This is a genomic window from Paenibacillus nasutitermitis (assembly GCF_014641075.1).
Lineage (GTDB): Bacteria > Bacillota > Bacilli > Paenibacillales > Paenibacillaceae > Paenibacillus_Z > Paenibacillus_Z nasutitermitis.
This window is the reverse complement of record NZ_BMHP01000003.1, coordinates 1,264,875-1,288,331: the sequence shown is the minus strand read 5'-3', so window position 1 is coordinate 1,288,331 and position 23,457 is coordinate 1,264,875. Positions and strand designations below refer to the sequence as shown.

The 23,457-nt window shown below is 49.6% G+C and carries 15 protein-coding genes and 1 pseudogene; 7 read left to right on the top strand and 9 right to left on the bottom strand.

Annotation, left to right across the window (positions count from 1 at the left end; genetic code table 11):
• Window positions 1-255: 255 nt before the first annotated feature.
• Together IEY46_RS24400 and IEY46_RS24395 are read left to right on the top strand one after the other, a co-directional pair.
• On the top strand, window positions 256-1,092 hold the full coding sequence (locus tag IEY46_RS24400; RefSeq protein WP_188995950.1) for a response regulator transcription factor: 837 nt from the start codon (window positions 256-258) through the stop codon (window positions 1,090-1,092).
• A gap of 80 nt (window positions 1,093-1,172) precedes the next feature.
• Complete coding sequence (locus IEY46_RS24395; protein ID WP_229750501.1) at window positions 1,173-2,168, top strand: alpha/beta hydrolase; 996 nt, start codon at window positions 1,173-1,175, stop codon at window positions 2,166-2,168.
• Between the two features lie 524 nt (window positions 2,169-2,692).
• On the opposite strand, the gene IEY46_RS24390 is transcribed toward IEY46_RS24395, so the two are convergent.
• The gene (locus tag IEY46_RS24390) at window positions 2,693-5,821 is read right to left on the bottom strand and encodes an ATP-binding protein (RefSeq protein ID WP_229750500.1); all 3,129 of its coding nucleotides are present in this window, start codon (window positions 5,819-5,821) and stop codon (window positions 2,693-2,695) included.
• Window positions 5,822-6,503: 682 nt separating this feature from the next.
• Window positions 6,504-7,709 carry an MFS transporter gene (locus IEY46_RS24385; RefSeq protein ID WP_229750499.1) on the bottom strand — a complete coding sequence of 402 codons (1,206 nt, stop codon included), beginning with the start codon at window positions 7,707-7,709 and terminating at the stop codon, window positions 6,504-6,506.
• Between the two features lie 118 nt (window positions 7,710-7,827).
• Here IEY46_RS24385 and IEY46_RS24380 point away from each other — a divergent pair.
• From IEY46_RS24380 to IEY46_RS24365, 4 genes and pseudogenes are all read left to right on the top strand, one after another.
• Window positions 7,828-8,010, top strand: a pseudogene (locus IEY46_RS24380) (IS110 family transposase); the annotation flags it as partial.
• A gap of 156 nt (window positions 8,011-8,166) precedes the next feature.
• Window positions 8,167-8,799 (top strand): TetR/AcrR family transcriptional regulator, encoded by a 633-nt coding sequence (locus IEY46_RS24375; RefSeq protein WP_188995944.1) that lies wholly within the window; start codon window positions 8,167-8,169, stop codon window positions 8,797-8,799.
• Between the two features lie 13 nt (window positions 8,800-8,812).
• A complete protein-coding gene (locus IEY46_RS24370) occupies window positions 8,813-9,202 on the top strand; it encodes a hypothetical protein (RefSeq protein WP_188995942.1) in 390 nt (129 codons plus the stop codon).
• A gap of 73 nt (window positions 9,203-9,275) precedes the next feature.
• Window positions 9,276-10,532 (top strand): TerD family protein, encoded by a 1,257-nt coding sequence (locus tag IEY46_RS24365; RefSeq protein ID WP_188995940.1) that lies wholly within the window; start codon window positions 9,276-9,278, stop codon window positions 10,530-10,532.
• A gap of 151 nt (window positions 10,533-10,683) precedes the next feature.
• On the opposite strand, the gene IEY46_RS24360 is transcribed toward IEY46_RS24365, so the two are convergent.
• The 7 genes from IEY46_RS24360 to IEY46_RS24330 all read right to left on the bottom strand — a co-directional run bounded on the left by IEY46_RS24360 (window position 10,684) and on the right by IEY46_RS24330 (window position 19,510).
• Window positions 10,684-11,709: a DUF6528 family protein gene (locus IEY46_RS24360; RefSeq protein ID WP_188995937.1), complete on the bottom strand. Its 1,026-nt coding sequence runs from the start codon at window positions 11,707-11,709 to the stop codon at window positions 10,684-10,686.
• 37 nt (window positions 11,710-11,746) lie between these two features.
• Complete coding sequence (locus IEY46_RS24355; RefSeq protein ID WP_188995935.1) at window positions 11,747-12,739, bottom strand: DUF6528 family protein; 993 nt, start codon at window positions 12,737-12,739, stop codon at window positions 11,747-11,749.
• A gap of 4 nt (window positions 12,740-12,743) precedes the next feature.
• Window positions 12,744-13,550: a sugar phosphate isomerase/epimerase family protein gene (locus IEY46_RS24350; protein WP_188995933.1), complete on the bottom strand. Its 807-nt coding sequence runs from the start codon at window positions 13,548-13,550 to the stop codon at window positions 12,744-12,746.
• Between the two features lie 22 nt (window positions 13,551-13,572).
• A complete protein-coding gene (locus tag IEY46_RS24345) occupies window positions 13,573-15,153 on the bottom strand; it encodes a type 2 periplasmic-binding domain-containing protein (protein WP_188995931.1) in 1,581 nt (526 codons plus the stop codon).
• A gap of 46 nt (window positions 15,154-15,199) precedes the next feature.
• On the bottom strand, window positions 15,200-16,075 hold the full coding sequence (locus tag IEY46_RS24340) for a carbohydrate ABC transporter permease (RefSeq protein ID WP_188995929.1): 876 nt from the start codon (window positions 16,073-16,075) through the stop codon (window positions 15,200-15,202).
• Window positions 16,076-16,115: 40 nt separating this feature from the next.
• On the bottom strand, window positions 16,116-16,934 hold the full coding sequence (locus tag IEY46_RS24335) for an ABC transporter permease (protein ID WP_188995927.1): 819 nt from the start codon (window positions 16,932-16,934) through the stop codon (window positions 16,116-16,118).
• A gap of 314 nt (window positions 16,935-17,248) precedes the next feature.
• On the bottom strand, window positions 17,249-19,510 hold the full coding sequence (locus tag IEY46_RS24330; protein WP_188995925.1) for a helix-turn-helix domain-containing protein: 2,262 nt from the start codon (window positions 19,508-19,510) through the stop codon (window positions 17,249-17,251).
• Between the two features lie 563 nt (window positions 19,511-20,073).
• On the opposite strand from IEY46_RS24330, the gene IEY46_RS24325 reads away from it, so the two are divergent.
• Complete coding sequence (locus IEY46_RS24325; RefSeq protein ID WP_229750498.1) at window positions 20,074-23,415, top strand: S-layer homology domain-containing protein; 3,342 nt, start codon at window positions 20,074-20,076, stop codon at window positions 23,413-23,415.
• The last annotated feature ends 42 nt before the right edge of the window (window positions 23,416-23,457 follow it).

Below are 23,457 nucleotides of genomic sequence, written 5' to 3'. Positions count from 1 at the left end.
GACTTCTTGTCTTCCACACTATCGCATGTAATACGGGATCAACGTCCCAACCAGCCTAACCATGGTTGAACAAGTAGGAGGATGAACAGAATAGCTCTCGGGATCCAAGTCTCACGGGCAGAATAGCGCAATAAGCAAACGAACAAGAACTATAGCAAAAACAGCGTAAAAAGGACACTTTTCTGATAAAATAGATTTATTGAACCATCCATATTTTTGCATCCAAAGTGTCATATCAGTGAGGTCGAATTCGCTATGAGTACTTTCAATTTCACGGTTTTACCGCCGCCGGAGTCACTAAAACGCGATATCGAATGCTTTCGCATTACGACGTATCAGGGATACGAATCGCTGGACGTAAAAGTCTGTCCAAAAGGATTTCCCGGCATTGTATACCAGATTGCTGTCGACGGTTCTTCAGCCATCGAGAGTATTTCGGTTCGCACTTCCCGGATTTCCAATATTCCCACATTTTTTCTGCATGGACAAGGCTCTGAACCAAGTATCATGCGTTTCAAGAACAAACCGTTTTCATCCATACAGGTTGTGTTAAAGCCGCACGCTCTTTATTCTTTGTTCGGCTGGGAAGCTACTTCCCTTAATCAAGGCTTCCTGCTTTCCAGTCAATTCGGTGCAAGTGAACTCGAAAAGCAGTTGAAATCAGTATTGACGGACGAAGAGCGGACTACCTATCTTTGTTCGTTCTTAACGAAAAAAATGGAAGAAACCGATAACCGGGATGAATTGATAGAACAGACGTTGGATTTTATTAGAGACCGGATTGCTTCCATATCGGTGAAAAATATCGTGGCAGCTTTTCATATCTCGGAGCGGCAGTTGCAGAAGCGATTTGCCCGTGTTGTAGGTATGTCGCCTCAACTATATATCAGGATTGTGCGCGTGAATGAGGCGCTGAAGTTCATGAAGTCGGGGTGCTATGAGCGATTTGTGGATATAGCCTGCGCGCTTAATTATTTCGACCAGTCGCATTTTATCCGTGACATCAAAGCGTTTTCCTGGGTAAGTCCCAAGAGTATCATGATGAAGGTAAGCGAATTCCATAGCGACGAAGCAGGCGCTTCTTATTTATAGCATAATGACGGTTTAATACAATGTTTTGCAGCTCTGATCGCTTATGATTGGGAAAGATCATAAGGAGAGGAGTTTTTTTATTGGAAGTTATGCAGTTCCAAGTTGATCGTCCTGTACGTCCAAAATGGACACAGAAATTCAAGATCAAGTTGTTGATTCGTATTGCGATTATCGCCGTTATTTTACTCGCCGCGATGATGAGCTTGGGCTTATGGTTTTCAAGCAATATGTTACTTTCGCCATCGTTCAAAGGAGTAACGAAAGATTTTAGTCGCTGCCTCCCGGAGACAGAACGATATTTCGGCAAATCTTGCGGCAACCTGCGCCAAACCAAGGAATATTCCTTTCAGGAAGTCAAGTTCTTTTCTGTGAATGGCTATGACCTGCCGGGTTGGTTAATAACGACTGCAGATAATGGCGGTACACCTTCAAAGCGTGCAATAATGCTTGTACATGCCGGCGGAAGTGACAGGCGTGAAGAAACGAAATATATCGGTATGTACCATAGGCTGGGGATGGATGTACTTACCTTCGATTTAAGCTGCCATGGAGAAGCGCCTTGCATAACGAGAGGTCTGTCATTCGGAGAACGCGAATCCGCTGATGTTTTGTCGGCCTACCATTATTTGAAAGATAAATATGAAAAGGTATATGCAATGGGTTCATCTGTGGGTGCAGCTTCCATTTTGATCGCTTTGCCCGGAATGCCTGATCTTGCAAGTGTGATTGCCGAAAATCCATATACCAGCTTCGAACGGCTGATAAAGGATGCACCAGAGTCCAAATCCCTTCCCGAATGGGCAGTGAACAATTTGATTCAACTTACAAAAATACGCGGCAAATTTGATGGGCACCGCAGCCCCGAAAACTCACTGAAACTCTCAAGTTCCGTTCCGATCTTCTTTATCCACAGCAAGGCAGATCAAAACACGCCCTATACACAGACAGAGTACTTAGCCGGCGTCTATACCGGACCAAAGACTTTGTGGGAGCCTGAACAAGGTGAACATGCTGCCATCTGGGATACAAATCGAACGGAATATGAAAAGCGGATCGAAGATTATTTGAAACGATAAGTTCATCTTAATGGTTTAGAAAGAATGGACGGCATTTTACAAGTATAAGCAGTGGACATAGAAGTACAATGTGCCCCTGCGCAGTTGAAGGTAGTTGCCGAAGAATTGACGCAAATGAAAAAAATCGTATTCTCCAAAAATCTAAAGGAAGCGAGATGTGACATTATCGATCAAGAATATTCGATGATAGGCGTACCAAAAATATCGAAAATGTTTGTTCCTTGATCTATAAGGGGTTTGAGTGAGTGAATAAAGGAGTGGGGACTAATTGAGGACGTAATTTAATTTTACGTCCTTCATTTCGTTGTGGAATCGATTAGGGCTTCACGCGGAATTGGTAATTGGTGCATGTAGTTTCAATCTCCCGATTCAAACTTGTCTGCTGCGGATTGATCGGCTGATCGTAGAGCGTGTCCAAAAACGTTCATCGTGGTATTAACGTCGCAATGTCCTAGTCATGGAGAAATAAGCTTTGCATGAACATCTTGGTTGATTAGGTGTTTTCACTTATGTATGAGTGAAAATTAAAACATTTGCCTGTTGTCTTTGATCTCGAGCATATGAATGATGATCGTTGTCCCTTTGCCCACTTCACTGTTCATTTGAAAACGAGCTCCTTTAATAAGCGAAAGCTTTCTAAATGGATTTGTGAAGCCCAATCGCTCATTTCGACCACGCATTAGCTCTTGCTGCTTTTCTAGAGGAATCCCGACACCGTTATCCTCTATCGTGATTTTGATATGCTGCTGTTCCCGCTCGATAGTAAGACGCAGCGTTCCACCTTTTTTACTTTTGACTATCCCGTGAGTAACAGCATTTTCCACTAGCGGCTGCAGTGTCATTGCTGGGATATAGGTTTGAATCGTTTCGTCGATATTATATTCGATATGAAGCCTTTCTTCGAAGCGCAATTGTTCTATCGCTAAGTAAGCCATCACTAATTGTATTTCTTCCTCCAAAGGGACGAGTGAGCACTGCTTCTGGTAATCCAGCTTTCCTCGGAAATAGGTAGAAAGATGTTCTAATGCAGTTCGGGTTTTCTTCTGGTCAGACCAACTTAGCGCAATAATCGAATTGAGTGTGTTGTATAAAAAATGCGGTGTAATCTGAGCGTAAAAGTAGCTGAGTTCATGCTCCACAGCATCCTGCGCTGACTTTTTCATTAATAATAAGGACTCGATTCGCATCTCTAATTCCTTTAGATTAACAGGCTTTTGCAAGTAATCATTGGTTCCTAATTGGAAGGATACAACTAAGTCAGACAATTGTCCTGCTGCTGTTAATATGATAACAGGCAAATCTACTAAGTCTTGCTTCTGTCTGATCGTTTTGCAAACCTCATATCCCGTCATATGGGGCATCATTAAATCTAAAATTAATAGATCCACCTTTTCCGTTTCAATTATGTCGAGTGCTTCCTGCCCGCTGCCTACTGCAATTACGCTATAATGAAGCGAATGAAGCATATTAATAAGCACCTTTAAGTTGGCAGGCTCGTCATCTACAACTAATATCGTATACGGTTTTGGTCCTTTCACTTTTGTTGGCAGGATAACCTGCGACTGCTTCATCTCCCGATTTTTCATTTGGGTAGACGTAACTTGTTCGTTCATTTCGTGATTGTTTATTTCATTATGCTTTAATAGCTGCTGATTAGTAGCCAGTGGGATCGTGAAGGTGAAGCATGAGCCTTTACCTATTTCAGAAGTTACCCAAATACGTCCGCCTGCACTCTCCACAATTTTCTTGGTAATGCTTAATCCCAAACCAAGTCCTTCTGATTTCCTGGTCCGGCTGCTTTCAACTTGATAAAAGGTAGTAAATATGAGGTCTTGGTAATCTGAAGCAATACCTGGACCCGTATCCTCAACCGATATGTGCATCTGTTCCTCTATGATTTGAGCTGAGATCGTGATCGTTCCCTGCTTGGTGAATTTAATCGCATTGTAGATCAGATTGAAGAAAACTTGCTTTAGCTTTTGCTCATCGGTGTAGACAAGCGGCAAATTTTCTGGGATCGTATTGATCAATTGAACAGGCAGAGTGGGCGGCATAACATAGGCAATCTCAGCGAGCACTTCCCCAATAATTCGAAGTTCGATCGGTCTGGATGTAAAAGACATCTCACCCTGCTTTATTCTAGAAATAAATAAAAGATCATTAACCAAACCTGCCAATCTTCTACTAACGGAGTGTATCAAAATAACACTTTCTTGCTGTTTTCTTTTTAAAGACCCCTCTACACCTTCCAGCAGCGATTGAGAAAGATTCATAATGCCGTGGAGCGGAGTCCCGAGCTCGTGTGATGTTTTGACTAGAAAATCATCCTTCATTCGGTCGAATTCAAGCAATTCATTAGACAGTTCCTCGACTTTATTATATGCCTGCTGTGAACGGTGACTCATTAGTAGCGCCAAGCTTATCACCATAATTAAAAACAAAAGAAGTGACGGCACTTCGATATCCACATCAAATAGCAGGACAATTGCAAGTAGAATACCATAAACAGCAAAAGCAAAAACAACGATCAGCACATAGTCGGACTCATCCGTTTTTTTCTTATAGGCTTTTAGCAGCATAATAAAAATATACACATAACTAATAGCGGTAGTCCCTGAAACAATGAGTTGAATGAGCGGAAATGGAACCTTTACCATTAGATCAATGGTTATGTTTAACACACACACTGCCAAGGCTTGAAATCCTAAGATTGCACTTAATGCAGTGACGATCCTTTTGCTGGCAGACATGTTGAAGAAATGATAAACAAATAGTAGGAAAAACAATACGAAAAGTGTAAGTGAAATGGCTTGAATTCCTAGTTGTGAGGCTGGGCTGAGCTCCGGAAATAGTAAGTAGATCCATCTTTCATTTATCGTAGATATATGTACAGCTTGCGCTAAACTGAATAGACTGAAATAGAGCTCATACCGGAATTTCCGTTTGTGTTGTAAATATGTCGTAAAGTATATAAATGAAAACAGAAAATAGCCGGAAATGAGAAAGGCTTCAATGAATTTTTCACGGCCTTGCTTTGCTAATATTTGATCGGCTAGACCGAATTGGAGTGAACTGACAATCCCGCCAACAGCATAGTCATAATTGGCAACTAGTATAACAAGTTCTATTTGTTTATTCCTACTATTTCCCAGAACGACATATTTTTTGTAATCGAAGTGATATTCTTCGGTGCTTTTTGAAGGAACACCTGCTGAGCCAAGCTCCTCCCCGTTTAAATACACTTTATTGGCATTTCGAATCGTATTCAGCTTCACACCGTAAAGGTCATCCTCCGGAACTTGAATAAGCAAGCGATATGTGCCTGTCCCATAAGGAGTAGCGCTCTCAGCTCTATAGCGATCCCACGCTGTAGGTACTAGAATGGATTGGTGTTTATAACGTTCAAAGACATCCTCATCCGGGCTTGGCACAATTAATTCATCTGGATAGAAGTCCCATTCTCCATCAAGCGCAATAGTTTTTTCATTCTGCCAATCCCAATGCTGCAATGAAAGAACACCATTTTTCGCCATGAATGTATTGGAGTCGAATACACGAAATGAGTGAAGGACAAAGTACGTTGTTAAGAGAGTGACTGCGATCATAATTAGAGTGAGCGTCTTTCTATTTTTCACATAGCCAATTCCTTTCACTATGAGAGCTTCACCCATTATGGTACTTACTTGTGACCAATCAATTAGGTGGCAGCGCATTTTGTTCTAGTATATTTTACTAGCACCATCGCGTTTAATCCTTGATATAGAGGTGATGATGGGGGGGAACTGCGGTTTGTCGAATATTTGAATAGTTTACCATAAATTTATTAGAACTGTTAACGAGGAATTAGTCGCGCTACTTCTGCGAGACAAAACAGATGGCGGGAAGAGAACTTCTAGGCTAATGTTAATTGATGTAAAAAATGCTTGCCGTTGGACGTTTAACGAATTGCTCAATGGTAGGCATGCCACACATGTGGAGTGCTGTGTGTCGGTTGTGAGAAAGTAGAATTATGGAGCCGCATTTACCCGAATGCATTCAGCGCTCGGGTTTCTATATTTATGGAAGTCTTGTGTATCGAGTGGAAGAACTGGAGGCGTTGCGTTGCAACAGCACACTTCGGAAGAAAAAAAATGGTAGAAATGATCCGTGTCCGAAAGTTTTATGGTTGTGAAAATGACCATCCTTGGTAGAGCGCATCGCTGGCAGCGACAAGGTCAGGAGTGAGGGTCCCCCTAGGCTCCACTAAAATAACCCATTTAAGTCTACGAATGATTTTGTGAACCTTTTTTATTTGGTGGATAGCCTAGGGAGGAGAACCCTTAAGGGTTGCGAAATCTAATTTTTTCTGGGAAAACCATGTATCTTCGCACTCCACGTTATAATCAACGCAATAAGCAGCAAAATCAACAGCACGCCCGGGAACGACTGGACTCCAACAAGCTCCAGTAAGGTACCACCCGCAATACCCCCACCAGCGATAGCCAGATTCCAAACAGTGGTATTAATCGGCATCACGATATCCACCCCTTCTTCACCGCTTGCTTCGGCAAGCGCTGTTTGTAATAGTGTGGCAGCACCACCGAAGGTAAGTCCCCACAACGCTATCGCCGTATAAACGAAGGCTGCCGATGTGGCGCCCGTCCATAGTGCTGCGGACACGAGTAGGAAGCCGAGCAAACTAATCAATACTAGCAGGCGTAGGTGACGGTCTATCAGCAGACCAACGATCCAGATGGATAAAAGAGCCATTATACCAAAGACCAGCAAGATAAGGCCAACATGTCCTCCGAGTCCCAAATGATCAAGAAACGGAGCAATATACGTATATAAAATATTGTGTGCCAGCATCCATGTCAGCACTACCAAGAGAATTGGACGGATACCGGGTAAAACAAAGACCTGACCGACGGTCATTCTTTGACCGGCAGGCTGCCCTGGATAATCCGGTACCTTCCACAGTACCCATGCAATTAACACAAGAGTCAGAAGAGACATAAGTCCGAAAACGAGACGCCAACCGGTCAAGTCACCGAGCACGGTTCCAATCGGCACACCGAATGTAAGTGCGATCGGAGTTCCCACCATCGCTACAGCCAAGGCTCGTCCTCTTAAGATATCTGGTACCATACGTCGCGCATAACCGGCAACCATCCCCCATGCAGCACCGGCAGCTACACCGGCGAAAAACCGGGCGATCAGAGTTAATACATAGCTGCTTGACAATGCGGTCACAGAATTGAAAATGAGAAAACCTACTATGATGGCGAGTAGAAGCGGACGACGCCTGAACCCGCCAGTAGATATGGCAAATGGAATAGCCGCCACGATGGAACCAATTGCATAAGAGGTTACGAGTTGACCAGCCATTCCTTTACTAATGTTCAACCCTTCGGCTATATGCGGTAGTAAACCAGCCGGGATGGTTTCTGTAAAGATACAAATAAAACCTGTCATCGCAAGAGCGAGCAGTGCAAGCCAGGGTAATCTGGCAGGGATGTTGTCCGATTGAGCTACACCCGTTGATGATGATAATTGAGACAACGTAATTCCTCCTTTAAGTAAATATATTTGTGGATCGATCATTCCATATGTTATATTCAATGATAATCCTTGTCAAGGACTTTTGGATCGATTAGTATATAAGTGATAAAGGAGCCATTCCTGGATGAAAGAGCTCAAGCAATCTTACAACAAGACGGATATCCTTTTTGGTATCGAGCCTACCGGACACTACTGGTTTCCCCTAGCTGCTTACTTGCAGAATGAAGGAATCAATTTGGTCCTCGTCAATCCTCACCATGTGAACAAAAGCAAGGAACTCGAGGACAACGCACAAATGAAAACGAAGAACTACACACCATAAGGGCTCGACCCCGTAAAGGAGCAAGAATCGGCATCCACCCCTTGAGAGGTAGAACGAAGGAATGTAAGGGGTTGTAATACTGAGAATAAGCGAGATAACGGGAGTAAAATTAACTTTATAGTGGGAGGTTATTTCATGCCACGTACAGGACGCCCTCGCGCTTTTAAACGTGACGAGGCAGTTGTTGCCGCGATGCTATTGTTTTGGGAACACGGCTTTGAATCCACTTCACTTGCTCAACTTCGCGTTGCGATGGGAAATATATCAGCAGCGAGTTTTTACGCGGCGTTCGAATCTAAGGAAGCACTGTTCCGAGAAGCAGTAGATTTGTATATCGCAACTTATGGACAGGTTTCAGAAAGCTTCAGGGATAGCAGTCTGACACCGAGAGCAGCCATCGAGCAGGGATTACGGAGATCAGCACGGATGCAGACAGAAAGCTCCCACCCTCTCGGCTGCCTGCTGGTTTTATCTGCTGCAACCTGTTCTCTAGAGCTAAAACACATCCAAGAGTTGCTCTCCAAGGAACGCCAAAAGGTCCGCAGCTGGCAGAAAGATTGTATAGAACGAGCCATAAAAGATGGTGAGTTGCCCGATTCTACGGATATCTCTATGCTGGTTACCATGTTTGACACCTTTCTTCGAGGGATTTCTTCACAAGCCAGAGACGGTGTTCCGATTGAGGCAATTGATGCTGCCATATCGCAGCTAATGAGCATATGGGATACGTTGTCTATAAAGACGCTGGATGGAGGCGTGACGAACTGAACTTGAAAAAGATTTGAACATACAGCGGACTAGCTTAAGGAAGCTTTTAGAGAAGCAAAAAAAGCAGGATGCTGATTATTATGCGAGCGAGATTAAAGCTTCACTTTATAGCCGTTTATCAGAAACGGTTGAAGCCGAAATTGAAGAGAGCAGTAAAGTAATTACCCATATGGAGCGAGAAATAGAAAAATTACAATCCACAGTAGTCATTAATAAGGAAGTTATTATTGAGGCTTTGAATAACTTTGACAGCTTGTTCGAAGAAGCGACCAATGAAGAAAAGAGAACTTTGCTGAGGGCGCTGGTTAAGGCAATTCATATGGAAGCTGACAACTATATTCTGCGTCTCTCGTTTGCCAATTTTAGAGAAAATACTTGCTTTTTCGACAAAGACTTCTTTTAATTCCTAATTTCGGCTGATACAATATGCGTGCTATTACTGAATTTATATTTGTTATACAAGGGGAGTGGTTTAAATGGATCAATTTCTTCAGATGGGAGCAAATACGGCATTAAGCTCCACAAAAGGTAATGTTACTGTCAGCTATGAAATTTCTACTTCGATCGATATTTCTTTAACAGCATTCCTTTTAACGGACTCGGACAAGGTACAAGGAGATAGCGGGATCATATTTTATAATCAACCAACAAGTCCTTCCGGTGTAGCTGCCCTTATACCATCTGAGAAAGTAGGCCATACAAACGTACATAGACTTAATTTTGACATGAGCAAGGTCCCTGCAGGGATTACTAAAATAGCGATCACTCTTACAGAGGATAATAGTACGGGATTTTCAAATGTAAAAAATTTAAAGGCAGAGATCTGTACCGACAAATCTATTGTCCAGTTAATTCCATCTAGTTTCACGAATGAAAATGGAATCGTCGTATTAGAATTATATCTAAGGAATGGTCAGACAAAGGTAAAATCAATCTGGCGTGGATTCGATTCTGGGCTTGAAGGGTTATGTAAAAATTACGGTGTTGAGACTGAATCTGATGAGCAACAGAAACTTTCCGAACCTAAGACGATTCAAAAGAATATACCAAAAGGTCCTGATTTGACTGTAACTGCTCCTGAAAATAAAAACAGTCAAAACACGTTATCATCGTTAAACCTCGAAAAGGTAAAGGGAAAGGTAAATCTGGATAAAGGCCAAAAGCCAGTTATCATGGATAAAACACCAGAAATTACAGCCACTGTAACTTGGGATACCGGGACAGATTATGATATATATGCTTTAGTCTATACAAAGGATGGCAGGCAGATCGATGTAGCTATGTTTGGAGCGGAAGGAACACCTCCCCTCAGTAGTTTTGGCAACGGAGCAGTGGAACATATGGGGGATGTCAGGGGAAGCAGCAGCCAATCAACGAAGACGGAAGTGATTAAAATAAGGTTCAACGATGATATTCTCGCGGTTGTTCCTGTGGTTTATTCTGCCCAGTCAAATGGAACGGGCTCATTCTACAGATACAAGGTGTCCATGAGTATAGATAATCATAATGGCACCTCCGTTACCATCGTCGCCAACAATGCAAATAATAATGATACCATTTATTCTTGTGTGCCCGGAATACTTCATAATAGGCCGGATGGAGTTATTATAAGCCCCTTGGAGCTTTACAGTACACCGGACTCCGAATCCAGACCCAAGCTTAGAATGGGGTCTTCCAATATGGTAGAAGTTATGATGGATCAAGGCCCCGAGAATGATTTCAAAAAAGTGTAAGAGAATCCAGTATCATAAGTGACAGCTGAAAATCTTGGTTTTGAAAAGGAGAAAGGACATCGCCCCAAGCTCGGAAACGGTCGCTCGGCAAGCCGGGGTTTCCCGAGAGAAGGCGATGTCCCTTTTCTGCTCCATCTGCTTCGAATAAGATTTACTGATACGCCGGATTCATGACGCGAACCTTGTAGAAGGCGGCGTCCGTGCGCGTCCGGGTGTAGGCCGGATTGAAGAAATCGGTGCTGTCCATGCACCAGCCGTTGAAGACGCAGGCACCGACCGGCGTTTTCGCATAGTCCGGTTGCGTGGAGACGATCTGGCCGGACAGCTGGTTGCTCACGCTTTTGGTCGCTTCCCGGTCGGCGCCGGCGCTGCCCGGATACGACGAGTCGAACGTGTTTGTGGACTTGACGTATTGGTACACGTGTTTGGCGGTCGTTATCCACAGCCTGTCGGAATCGCCGTAGACGGGCTGCAGCTCGTGTCCCCCGGGATTCTCAAGCGGGTCGCCGTTGCCGCGGTATTGCTGCGGCAGATCGACCTTCAGCACCTCGCGGATCGTCGGAGCGGCATCTGTACCGTTAACGCTTAGCGCAACCAAGTGGTAGTCGCCGAGCGCCCACAGCAGCGAGCGCTGAGGGTCCCACACCACGCCGTGCGCGCCGGTCAGATCGTATTGGGCGTAGACCGCCGAGTCTGGGCCCTGCGACGCCGTGTAGATCCGGACCCAATGGCCGTGGCTGGCTGCCACCGCGACGTTGCCGTTGGGCAGCAACTCGGCGGCATGCGGATTGCCTCCCACGTTCAAGCCCCATTTCCGGCTGTTGCCGGCCGGATACGGTACGACTGCGGCCAGTCCCTTGGAATCGGCGACGACGAGCCACTGGCCTCCGTATACGCAGTTGTCGCGAAGGCGGACGTCGCTCGGATCGCCGAACGCGCCGGTCAGACCGCTGAAGCCGTTGGCAGCCGTAGGGGTCCATTGCCATACGATCGAAGAAGCAGCGTTCCAGTCCGTGGCGTTCGGGTCAAAAAACACGATTTTATCGTTCTTCTGGTCGGTGCCCCCGAGCGGGAAGTCGGTGGCGACCGCGGTCGCCGGTTCGTGGCGCAGGATGACGAGTCCGAGCGTTAACGCGAGTACGATCGTCATAGATATCGTAAACCACCTGATTTTCATGAATATAGGCTCCTCTCTGGTATGCAAGCCGCTCTTGCTACTGGTACTCGGGATTCAAAAAGTGAGCCTTGTAGATCGCTCCTCCGGTGAGGGTACGGGTCGTGCCGGGTGCGAAGAAGTCGACCGTGTCAGTGCACCAGGAGGACGAACAGCCAGCCTTAGGCACCGTCTGAATGGCTTGACCGGTTTCGAGGTCGCTGCCGGTCCCCCGCACGTTGGCCCGGTTCATCTGGGCGGCTCCCGCGTACGTCGTACTGAAAGCGTTTGCCGATTTGCTGTACTGATAGACGGCCGAGTTGGTCGGCACCCACAGCTTGTCGACGTCGCCGTATACGGGTTGGACGTCGCGTCCGCCGACCGTCGGCAGGGTTACTTTCAAGTATTCGGTCAGAACCGGAGCGATCCGCGAGCCGTCGACCAGCAAGGCGACCAGATGATTGTCTCCCACGGCCCAAAGCACGTTGCCTCGGGGGTCCCACAGCACGCCCCGCGCACCCGGAAGAGCGTAAGTCGCATAGGTGCTGGATGAGGAATGCAGAGTCGACGTATATACGCGAACCCAGTTCCCTTGGCTGGCGGCGATGGCGATATTCCCGTTCGGGAGCAGCTCGGCGGATTGTGGGTTGCCGCCGACGTTCAGACCCCATTTCTTGCTGTTTCCGGCAGGATAGGGTACGATCGCGGCCAGTCCCGCCGAATCGGTGACGATCGCAAAGCGGCCTCCGAATACGCAGTTGTCGCGAATTTTCAGATCGGTGGGCAAGTCCCAGGCGGCGGTCAGATCCCCGAAACCGTTGGCGGCCGTCGGATACCAGGACCAGAGAACGGCTTGACTGCTGTTCCAATCGGTCATGTCGGCGTCCATAACCATGACGCGATGCCCGTTTTGCTCGGTAATGCCGACGCATTTCGGGTCGAACGCCAACGCATGGCTGCGGGCGTTAGCGTCCCAGACGAGCGAGAAGACGATTGCCGCAATGACGATGAGGCTGATCCACAGGCGGCGTTTCGAAGTAGCGTGGACGGACATAAGATCATTCAACCTCCTTAGAATGGAGAAGCGAGTTCCAGTTGGCACGAACCCGATCCGGCGTATGGCCACGGACTTCGTACATCGCGGGGCCGTCGTAGCAGACTTCTTCCAGCGCGCGCAGGACGTCAGGCCAATCGATGATGCCGTCTCCCGGGTACCTGTGTTCCTCGTCGATGCCGCCGTTATCAGAAAGGTGCGTCGTGGCCAGCCGGCTACCGATTGCGCGGATGAATGCGGCGGGCGATTCGCGGAACAGATGGTTGACGTCGACGCATACCCACAGCTCCGGATTGTCGTGGAGCAAGGCGAGCATCTCGGCGGCCGAATGGGCCAAGCACGTTCGGGGCAGGCATTCCGCGGCCAGCCGAACGCCCCGCCCGGCGGCATGCCGGGCGAGTGCGCCGAGGGAGCGGGAAGCAAGACGAAGTCTGGCCTCCCGCGCTTCCGGCGCGATCGGTTCAAAGCTCGGATGAATGACCGTCGTCCGAACGTTGCGATCGCAAGCGAAGTCGATCAGGCGGGTCAAGCCGGCGACGGCGGATTCCCGGACAGAATCGTCCGGCGATGAAGGATCCCATTCGTCGCCGTAGGGAAGATGCAGCGACCAGACGCGGATGCCGTGGCGTTCCGCGTCGCAGATGACGCGATCGCACTCCGCCAGCGCCGCGCCCGACAGCGTATCCGGCGCGCGCCAGGTCACCTCGATACAGTCGATGCCGTCATCGGCCAGCTGCCTCAGATTCGGGGGCATGGCCGCGTTGACGGACATGCCGAGCGGCCAACGGGAGCGAAGCGTGTTTGCTTGCATGCGTATGATCCCCTTTCCTTGCTTACGAGTTCATTTGATTGACTTCGTCGATGATTTCCTGACCGTGGTTCTTGTAGAAGTAATCGACCCACTTGTCGAAAACGTCGATCGGTTCAGCGCCGGTCAGAATCTTCATCTTCATCTCGTCGAAATACGTGATCAGATCGGGCAGATATTGCGACGCCACCGAACCGGCTATCTTCATTCCGTTGTAAACGCCGTAGTCCACTTGCGCTTTGACGTCTTCATAGAAGCCCGGTTTGACCGTATCGGACAGCTTGCTGTACTCGATCCGCTCCTGGTCCGGTAGCATGTGGGACGAGGAGAACATCAGACGGTAGCTGAACCGGTACTTGTCGGCGAGCGCCTCCGGGGTCAACTGCGAATCTGGAATCTCCTCCAGGTATTTGCCGCCGAGCAGTGTGCTGTGGACGTTCAATTCGCCCATGTTGATTAGGTCGCCCATCGTGCTGGTGTATTCGGTCTCCGGATTGGGCTCCATGAACCAGTTCAGCAGCTCCGCGATCGCTTTAGCCTGCTCGGGCGTCGTGCCTTGCGTGACCGCCCAGTACGTGTTGATGTTGTCGCCGCGAGGCAAGCCTTGCCGTCCGTCGGCACCTTTGAGCGGAGGAAGCAGGACGAGCTCCGCGTTCAGATCGGCTTTCTTGATGTTGGCGGCAATCCGGCCACGCATGGCGTTGGACAAGAAGCTGGCCGCGCCGTACTTGCCGCTCGTGATCTTCTCTTCGAGCTTGCCGTAGTCAAGAACCATCGATTCCTTGTCGTAGACGCCCGTAGCGTACATCTCGCGGAAGTAGGCCAGCGCTTGCTTGGCTCCCGGCGTAACGAAGTCGGGGAGCAGCTTGCCGTCGACCCGCTGCCACTGGATCGTGTTGGCCTGAGTATCCAGGTTGACCCCGAACGGGTAACCGAGCGTATTGTCCATGAAGACAAGGCTCTTCTGGCTGGCGAAACCGTATGTGTCCTTCTTGCCGTTTCCGTCCGGATCTTGTTCCGTAAACGCCTTCATGACGTTCATGAACTGTTCCGGCGTCTCCGGCATCGGGAGCTGCAGCTTATCCAGCCAGTCCTTGCGAATATAGGTGACACTCGGATTTTGCAAGCTGGAGACGGGCCCGGGGATCAAATATTTCTTGCCCATGTACGTAACGTTGAGCATGTCTTCCTCGCTCAGGTAACGCTTCAGGTTCGGCACGTACTGCTCGATCAGGTCGTCGACCGGAAGGATCATGCCGTTGTTGGCCCAGTTGATCATGTCGGTTTTCGTAGCGAGAACGAGGTTCGGAAAATCGCCTGCACCCATCAGCATCTGTTTCTTCTGCCCGAACTGGGCGGCGTCCCGGGGTGCGAGTATCCATTCGATATCCACGTTCGGAAACGCCTCCTTGAAGATGTCGGTCCATTTGTTGTCGTTCGGATCGACGCCGGCCGGCATATCCCACAGCCCGTTCAGAATCGAGATTTTCACTTTCTCTTCGCTCGACGGCGGAGAGGCTGCGGACGGTTTGTCGCCGGAACAGGCGGCCAGCAGCCCGGCTGCCAGGCTTAGGGTAAGGATGAGCGCGCTTGCTCTTTTTTTCATATTGACCCTCTCCTTGAATGATTGATGAGTGGATGGCGGTTACCGATCAGGCCTTTACGGCTCCAAGCGTAATGCCTTTAACGAAATGCTTCTGCAGAAAAGGGTAGACGATGACGATCGGCAGCGTCGACACGACGATGACCGCCATCTTCAGCGTTTCCGTCCCCAGCGTTCCTTGAAGGTCCAGCTCGGCCATGTTTTGCATGTCCATCGAGGTTTGCGTGGAGATTATCATCTGCACGAGCACTTGCAGCGGATACAGCGTCGGCGTCTGGATGAACATGACGCCGGGCGTGAAAGTGTTCCAGTAATGAACGGCGGCGAACAACCCGATCGTAGCCAGAATCGGCTTGGAGATCGGCAGGTACACATAAGCGAGCGTCTGAATGTCGTTGCTGCCGTCTATCGAGGCCGATTCCTCCAGCTCCGAAGGAAGCTGCTCGAAGAAGCTTTTCACGAGAATCATATAGTACACGCTCATCATGCCGGGCAGAATGAGCGCCCAGATCGTATCATACAGACCCAAATTCCGAATGTTCAAGAAGTTGGGGATGATCCCCGCATGAAAGAACATCGTGATCAGAAAGTACAGCATGACGGCTCGCCTGGCCAGAAGCCGTTTTCTGGACAGCGCGTATCCGGTCGTGACGACCGTGAACAGCGTGCAGAAGGTACCGGCCACAGTGACGAACACGGTGACTTGCATAGAGGTCAGAAACAACGGATTGCGAAACACTTCCCGGTACGCGTGAACGTTGAACTCACGAGGGAAGAAGCCGACTTCGCCGGCCATAACCATGGCGTTGCTGCTGAACGATTTGGCGATGACGTTGACGAATGGAAGCAGCATCGCCACGCCGATGATCAGCATGAAAACGATAATCAGTTTATTGAACCACTTTTCACTTGTTGTGAGCAGCACGTGCCACCTCCCGCTGGTTTGCGATGCGCGTCGGGTCTATCTACCATAAGGCGCCCCCGGCTTTCCGGCTCATTCGGTTGGCCATCACGATAAGTACGAAGCCGATGACCGACTGGAACAGTCCCACGGCGGTCGTATAGCTGTACTTGCTCTGAAAGAGCCCGAGCCGGAAGACATAGGTGGATAACACGTCGCCAACCTCGTATACGTTAGGCGAATACAGGACATAGATCTGCTCGAAATCGCTGCCCATCATGTTCCCGATTCTAAGGACGAGCAGGACGACGATCGTTGGCATAATCGCCGGCAGGGTCACGTGAATCGCTTGCTTGAAGCGGCCGGCTCCGTCGATCACCGCCGCGTCGTAATAATCGGGATTCACCCCGGTAATGGCGGCCAGGTAAATAATCGCTCCCCAGCCCATGCTTTTCCATAGCTCCGTGACGATCAGAATCGTCCGGAAGGCTTGCGGATCGGTCAGCAGAAATTCGCTGTACTTCTCACCGCCGAGCCAAGCGGTTACCGTGGCCAGCACGCCCGTATTCGGGGACAGCAGCGCCACGGTGAAGCCGCCGACGACGACCCAAGAGAGAAAATGCGGGAAATACGTGACCGTTTGCATCCAGCGCTTGAATACGACATTGCGCAGTTCGTTCAGCAATAAAGCGAAAAGGATGGGAACGGGAAAAGCAAACAGGATTTGATACGCGTTAAGCACGATCGTGTTCTTAAAGGCCCGCCAGAAGAAGGCCGTGTCGAACAGTTCTTGAAAGTTTTGCAGCCCGACCCACTTGCTGCCCCAGATCCCGTGCATCGGATTGAATTGTTTAAACGCGATCAATATTCCGTACATGGGCATGTACTGGAACGCAAACGTCGCGGCGATGCCCGGGAGCAGCAGAAGCCATAAATACTTTTGCCTGGCCAGCTCCCGAAATACGCGAGAGCCTTTCTTGGCGGAAACTGCCGTGGTACGAATACTCGTTCACCTCCTTGTTGCCGTTCGTGGATTTCGGATCGCGACGACGAAACATGTAATCGCTTCCGAAATCCACGATAGCAGAGCCCGGAGGCACCGCGACAGAGTACGTATTCGAGATGAACGTTGAGTTTTTTAGGTTTGGCGGACGATCATTTTTTTGACTTGGGCATCACTTTTTTGGATTTCGCCGTTTACCGCACGTGTCCCGCTTGCTGGCGGAATTGCCCCGGCGTGCAGCCTTCGTATTTTTTGAAGAAACGGGTGAAGCTTTGCGTATTGTTGTAGCCGACGCGTTGGGCGATTACATCCAGGGAAAGGCCGGGCTGGTCCAGCATCAGGGATTTGCCGATGCCGATCCGGATTTTGTTGACGTATTCGATGAAATTGGAGCCGGACTCGTCCTTGAACAGCTTGCTCAAATAGGCGGGATTCAGTCCGACCCGATCGGCGACGTTCTCCAAGGTGAGCTCGCTGCCATAATGCTCCTGAACGATGTGCATCACCTGACGTATTTTGTGATGTGTCTCTTTGCCTTCCGCCGTTGCGTTCAGCCGGTCGATCGTTTCCCCGAGCAGCCGGATCAACCACTCGCGGAGAGCGGGGAGATCATCCAGTGTAGAGAGTTGATGGAACGCCGCGCGTTGCATGAATTCCTGGTACGCGGCCAGATTCATTTCTTCCAGCTTGTTCGCTACGGCCGAGAGCAGCTTTAATCCGATATTGACGACCTGCGGCCAAGAAAGCGAGGAGCCCTCACCCAGCCGGTCGAATAGGCCTTGGATTGCCTCCACGGCGGCGGTTTTGTCCTTAGCGGCCAACGCGTGGCCGATTTTTTTCTCGTATAGCGATGTCGGGTCGGCCGAATATTCCGGAGAGACCGCGGCGCTGCCGGACTGGCAGGCCAATTCGTAGCGCGCTTTGCGGTACGATTCGTAGAGCCGGCCAAGCCCTTCGACCGTCTCACCGGTTCCGATCCGCAGCGAAGCGCCGGGCAGTTCCGGATACGGGGGAGCGGCGGCGCGGAGAAAGGCGGCGAGATCTTCCGGATCGCTCGAGTCCGTGTTGAGAACGATGGCGATCGATTCCATATTCAGTTCGAAAGCAACGCCCGTCATCGCATGCTCGGCCAGCCACTGCTCCGCCTTGTCCAGGAGCGTCAGCTGGGCGATCGCGCTGTTCCGGTAGGAAATCTTGTCCTGGGCAAGAGAGGGGAGGCCTTCGATCATTACGACCGTAAAAAAACGGCAGGGCAAACGGATATCCAGAAAGTTCAGCTTGTCGAGAATCCTTTCCGGGTCCATTTCCTGTCCGGTCAGAACCTGGTGCAGCAGCTTGCTGACCATTAATCTCCGGTTGCTGGCAACGAACCGCTCCAGATCGGTTTTGCTGTGCAGGACATGCTGGTAAGCCTCGTCGATGAGCAGAAATTCGTTGTCGCCGCGACTCGCGCCTTTCTCCGACTGGGAGAGGATGCGCTTGAGCAGCATGCGCAGCGGACGGTATAAGTATCGACCGTACACGATCGAGAAGGCTATGGCTACCGAGATCATGGCTAGGAGGATGAGCAGGGCCAGGTGGGTGGCGACGCTCAGCTTGCCGGTCAACCGCTCCATCGGCAGGATGCTGATGAACTGCCATTGACTGATGGAGGAATGGCTATCGGACACGGCCAGCTTCTGGCCGTTCCGTTCGATGATCGAGTAATCGGCGCTGGAGGAATTCGCCTTGTCCGAGGGGAGCTGCGTTAAGCCGCATTCGGCACCCTCGCACCATAAGCGGTTTCCGTCGGCGTCCAGGATCAAGGTCGTATCCAGTTCGGACAAGCGCAGAGGATCGAAGATCGCCCCGAACCGATGGCCGTCGATCACCACCGCGATGGAACCGATCGTCTGGTAGGCGGAGCTCTGGACCGGACGGATCATGACCAGATCGCGCCGTCCGTCCCTGTCCTGCATGAAGAAGCGGGGTTGATGCATGCGTCCTGGCTGGTTGAACAAGGCCTGTTCGGCGCCGCTCATCTGGGCGAATTTCCGGAAGAACGAGCTTTCGCTCCCGTCCGAGCCGATCATGTACTCGAATCGGTTGAAATAGAGATAGATTCCGGAGAGGTAGCGGCTCTCGCCGCGCAGATTGTCCAGCTTAATCATCAGATCGTTGAACGTCTTCGCGTCGTTCGCGTATTCGTTATGCATAAAGGTGGACAGATGGGGGTTGTTGAGCAGTGTGGCCGCCGCGTGGATCATCTCGTTGACCATCATATCGCCGTTCATCCTGGCCTGCTCCAGCAGCCTTTTGTTGGCGGCCCCGACTTCCTCCATCATGCCGTTCGCGTAATGACGGTGCAGGACGTATACAGCGGTGGTCGTTGGGAGGATCGCCACTAGCAGCATGCCGATGATCAGCTTGTAAAAAAAATTGAGATTGTCGGGTCTGAATACGAATAATTTGCGCAAGTCAATCTGCACCGCCTGTCGGGAAGGTTAGGGATATACCACAAATTCAGGGAATCGAAAGCGATTTCAAGATAAATTCCATTTTACCAAAGGATGGTTTCTTTTGGATACTTTAATTGGGATTTCCTGAAAGTATGGTGGCAATCGAACTCGAACTCTGCGTTCTCTAAATTCGGAATGATATATCTTCAATTCGGCTTCATTTGTCCAACTGACAGGCGGGATAGTTCCAATACGTGGGATTGTAAATCAGGTGATCCTGGGAAGCTCGGTTCAGTAAATGAGATTTACGATATGGCTTAAGGCCGAATTCCGTATCAACACAAAGTTTTATGAAAGTGAACAATTCATATGTCTATTAATGTAATAAAAAAATTGTTACTATGTACTAAAGTCCCGTTTTTTTGCAAGTTTCATAGTCTAACTAGTCTGGGTTGGGAGGTGTGATAGGAAGAAAGGACCCTATCGGTTATAGTTCCACAAGGCAGAAAGCCATAAGCTGCCGATCATGAGCAAGGCCATTCATACCCTGAAAGAATTAGAATAAGGAGAGAAGAGAGAAAATGTATATGAGGAGATGCAGCTCTGCTAATACTAGAGCGGTTGCCGTACTAATGAGCTTTTTGTTGGTCGTTCTTTCGCTGGTGCCATTTGTTGCGGACGGAAGCAAGGCATTTGCCAGAGGATCCTACGAACCAATTGATGAGGTAACACCCGCTTATACGGGACCTTTGAGCTGGAATCACTATTCCCCTCCGAGGAACAACAATATAGTCCCAATTCCAGATACTTACAATTATACTCTGATGGCGTTGGATATTGACGGCAATGACGACATCTATACGGTAGGTCAAAAAAATTCTATAGGTATAGTCTCTATGACCGGTGTGGTAGAGAAAATATCCGACAACGGCCAGACGGTCACCGACATTACCCACAACGCCGGTCTGATTAATCCGCGGGGGATCGCGGTAGATAAAGACGGAAACGTTTACGTTACCGATAATAGCACCCTCGGCTCAGACAATGTTGGCAGAATCCTAAAGCTGCCTCATGGAACAACTTCATGGGAGCCCATTACCGGCACACAAACGTTCAGATTTGCGCTAGGCATTGCGGCAGATAACCAAGGCAATGTATTTGTCACGGAATACAGTGGAACCAACAACCCATTATCAACTACTGGGAATGTTTTTATGCTGCCTAGCGGCGGGAGTTCATGGGTTAATATTAATGGAGAGGATACGTCGTTCTATGTTCCGTGGGACATTGCGGCCGACGGCGAAGGGAATGTATTTGTAAGTGATTCTTCGCCTGTGAATGGCTTCTCTGTCGTTCAAAAGCGTCCTCCTGGTCCTCCCGCTCCTCTTGAAGGTAACATTTGGACGAATGTCGCGCCTCCAGCAGGACAAGCCAACTCGTTCACTGCTACCGGCATCAGTGTCGATAAATTCGATAATGTATATACAATAGGCATAGTTGGCGGTGTAAACAAACTGAGATACAATGGCGGCCAGAACGATTGGACAACGATTGCGATTGCACCCGGTTCTATATTTAGCCCCGCATTTGATGTGGCCGCAGACAGCTCCGGTTACTTTTACACCACAAATCTCGTTCACGGCAACGTTACCAAGCTGATGGCGTCTGTTAGCTATAATGCCAATGGCGGAAACGGAACCGCACCAATTGACCCTGTCGGTTACGAGCCGTACGAATCGGCTATCGTAGCAGACAACTCAGGCAATCTAGTGAGATTAGGCTATCTGTTTAATGGCTGGGCCACCACTCCAAATGCGACTGTTCCTGAATATGTGCCTGGAGATACGATCACTTTGACGCAAAACGTGACCTTATATGCCGTATGGTCTCCGCCGTTAACGATCACGTACGACGGCAACGGCAATACGGGCGGAAGCGTGCCGGTTGATAGTGGAGCCTACGGACAAGGCGTAACAGCTACGGTCGGTGGCAATACCGGCAATCTCGTGAAAACCTATCACACCTTCGATGGATGGACCACAGGGTCTGGCGGCACAGAAGATACTTATGCCCCTGGAGATACATTCACTATTATGGGTAATGTCACTTTTTATGCGAAGTGGATTCAGACCCCTCAGTATCTCGTTACCTACCAGGCTGGAATTGGAGGAAGCCTGAGCGGCTCGGTCACCGAATCGGTTTACAGTGGAAGCTTCCCTGTTTCAGTGCCGACAGCAACTCCTGAGATAGGAAATACATTCCTTGGCTGGAGCAAAGATGGAGGAGCAACTCTCCTGACAAGTGACCAACTGGCATCTACTGCTGTAACCGGAGATAATACGTATGTGGCTTACTTCAAGCCACCTGTAACCTTAGCAAGCCTTACGCTGGACAGCACAGGCTATACATTGGAGCGGGGTTCTACACACCAAACCGTAACGACTGCAGTCTATTCAAACAATAGCACGTTCACGCTCTCCTCAGGCGTTACGTATTCCTCGAGCAATGCGACTGTTGCTTCGGTGAACAGCACCGGTCTGGTTACTGCCCTCGACGACGGACAGACAGTCATTACCGCCGTGTATGGAGACAAGCAGGCTCAAGCGACTGTAACGGTCGATACGCACGAATCCCCCGGCGGCGGTGACGGCGGCTCAACGCCAACTAACCCTGGTTTTCAAATCATCGTCGACGGTGTGATACAGGGACAGCTGGCGACCGCTCAACAAACGACAGTGAACGGTCGGAGCGTGACAACGATTACGCTGGACAGCAAGAGAATAATAGACAAGCTGGAGAAAGAAAACAACAAGCTGATTACCATTCCGGTAAGCGGTGACAGCGATGTTGTGGTTGGCCAATTGAACGGTAGCTTGGTTAAATCCCTGCAATCGAAGGATGCGCAAATCCAGATTGTAACCGACAAAGCGATTTACACGCTGCCGGCATCGCAAATCAATTTCGACAGCATCTCTTCTCAGATAGGATCCGACGTGAAGTTGGAAGACATCACGATCAGCATCCAAATCTCCGCAACGCCCAAAGACAAGGCGACCCAAGTAGAGGGAGCGGCTAAGCAAAATCAGTACACGCTCGTCGGAGCACCGGTTGACTTCGAGGTTACTGCTTCCTACGGTACCCAGACGGTTCTGGTGAACAACTTTAACAGCTATGTAGAACGGAAGATTATCCTTCCTGACGGAACCGATGCAAGTGATGTGACTACAGGCGTAGTATGGACGGAAGACCGCAAGCTTGGTCATGTGCCGACCGTTGTTGTTAGAGAGAACGGCAAGACATACGCCATTATCAATAGCTTGACCAACAGCACATATTCCGTCGTTTACAGCCCACGCGAAATGAATGACGTAAAGGGACACTGGGCGCAAGCCGATGTCAACGACATGAGCTCCCGCCTTATCGTAAATGGCGTGACGGCAACGAAATTCCGTCCTGACGCATCGATTACGAGAGCGGAATTTGTGGCAATCGTCACACGAGGTCTTGGCATCCAAGACGCTGCATATGACGGTTCCTTTAAAGATGTTAAGATCAATAGCTGGTATGCGCGAACGGTACAAGCCGCTATCAACTACAAGCTGATTGACGGTTACGAGGACGGCACATTCCGTCCGGATCAGAACGTCAGCCGACAAGAAGCAACGGCTGTGTTGGTACGCGCTGCAAGTATCGCAAAGCTGAAATCGGAACTGCCTGCTGCAGAGGTTACTCGCGTATTGTCAGCATTTAAGGACGGCAGCGAAATAGCGAGCTGGGCACGGACGAACGTCGCCGCTGCCATCAGCCTTAACCTTATGAACGGACGAGGCGAAAAGCTGGAAGTTGACGCTAATCTGACTCGTGCCGAAACGGCTGCTCTTGTACACCGCCTGCTGCAAGCTGCAAAACTGATAAATCCATAAAGCTTTCCCGATTCCCTGGCAGCATCTATGATCGGGTCGGTA

Coding starts and splice junctions, on each gene's coding strand:
- IEY46_RS24400 (WP_188995950.1), top strand. CDS start 256: ATGAGTACTTTCAATTTCACGGTTTTACCGCCGCCGGAGTCACTAAAA.
- IEY46_RS24375 (WP_188995944.1), top strand. CDS start 8,167: ATGCCACGTACAGGACGCCCTCGCGCTTTTAAACGTGACGAGGCAGTT.
- IEY46_RS24365 (WP_188995940.1), top strand. CDS start 9,276: ATGGATCAATTTCTTCAGATGGGAGCAAATACGGCATTAAGCTCCACA.
- IEY46_RS24360 (WP_188995937.1), bottom strand. CDS start 11,709: ATGAAAATCAGGTGGTTTACGATATCTATGACGATCGTACTCGCGTTA.
- IEY46_RS24355 (WP_188995935.1), bottom strand. CDS start 12,739: ATGTCCGTCCACGCTACTTCGAAACGCCGCCTGTGGATCAGCCTCATC.
- IEY46_RS24350 (WP_188995933.1), bottom strand. CDS start 13,550: ATGCAAGCAAACACGCTTCGCTCCCGTTGGCCGCTCGGCATGTCCGTC.
- IEY46_RS24345 (WP_188995931.1), bottom strand. CDS start 15,153: ATGAAAAAAAGAGCAAGCGCGCTCATCCTTACCCTAAGCCTGGCAGCC.
- IEY46_RS24335 (WP_188995927.1), bottom strand. CDS start 16,934: ATGCCCATGTACGGAATATTGATCGCGTTTAAACAATTCAATCCGATG.
- IEY46_RS24325 (WP_229750498.1), top strand. CDS start 20,074: ATGTATATGAGGAGATGCAGCTCTGCTAATACTAGAGCGGTTGCCGTA.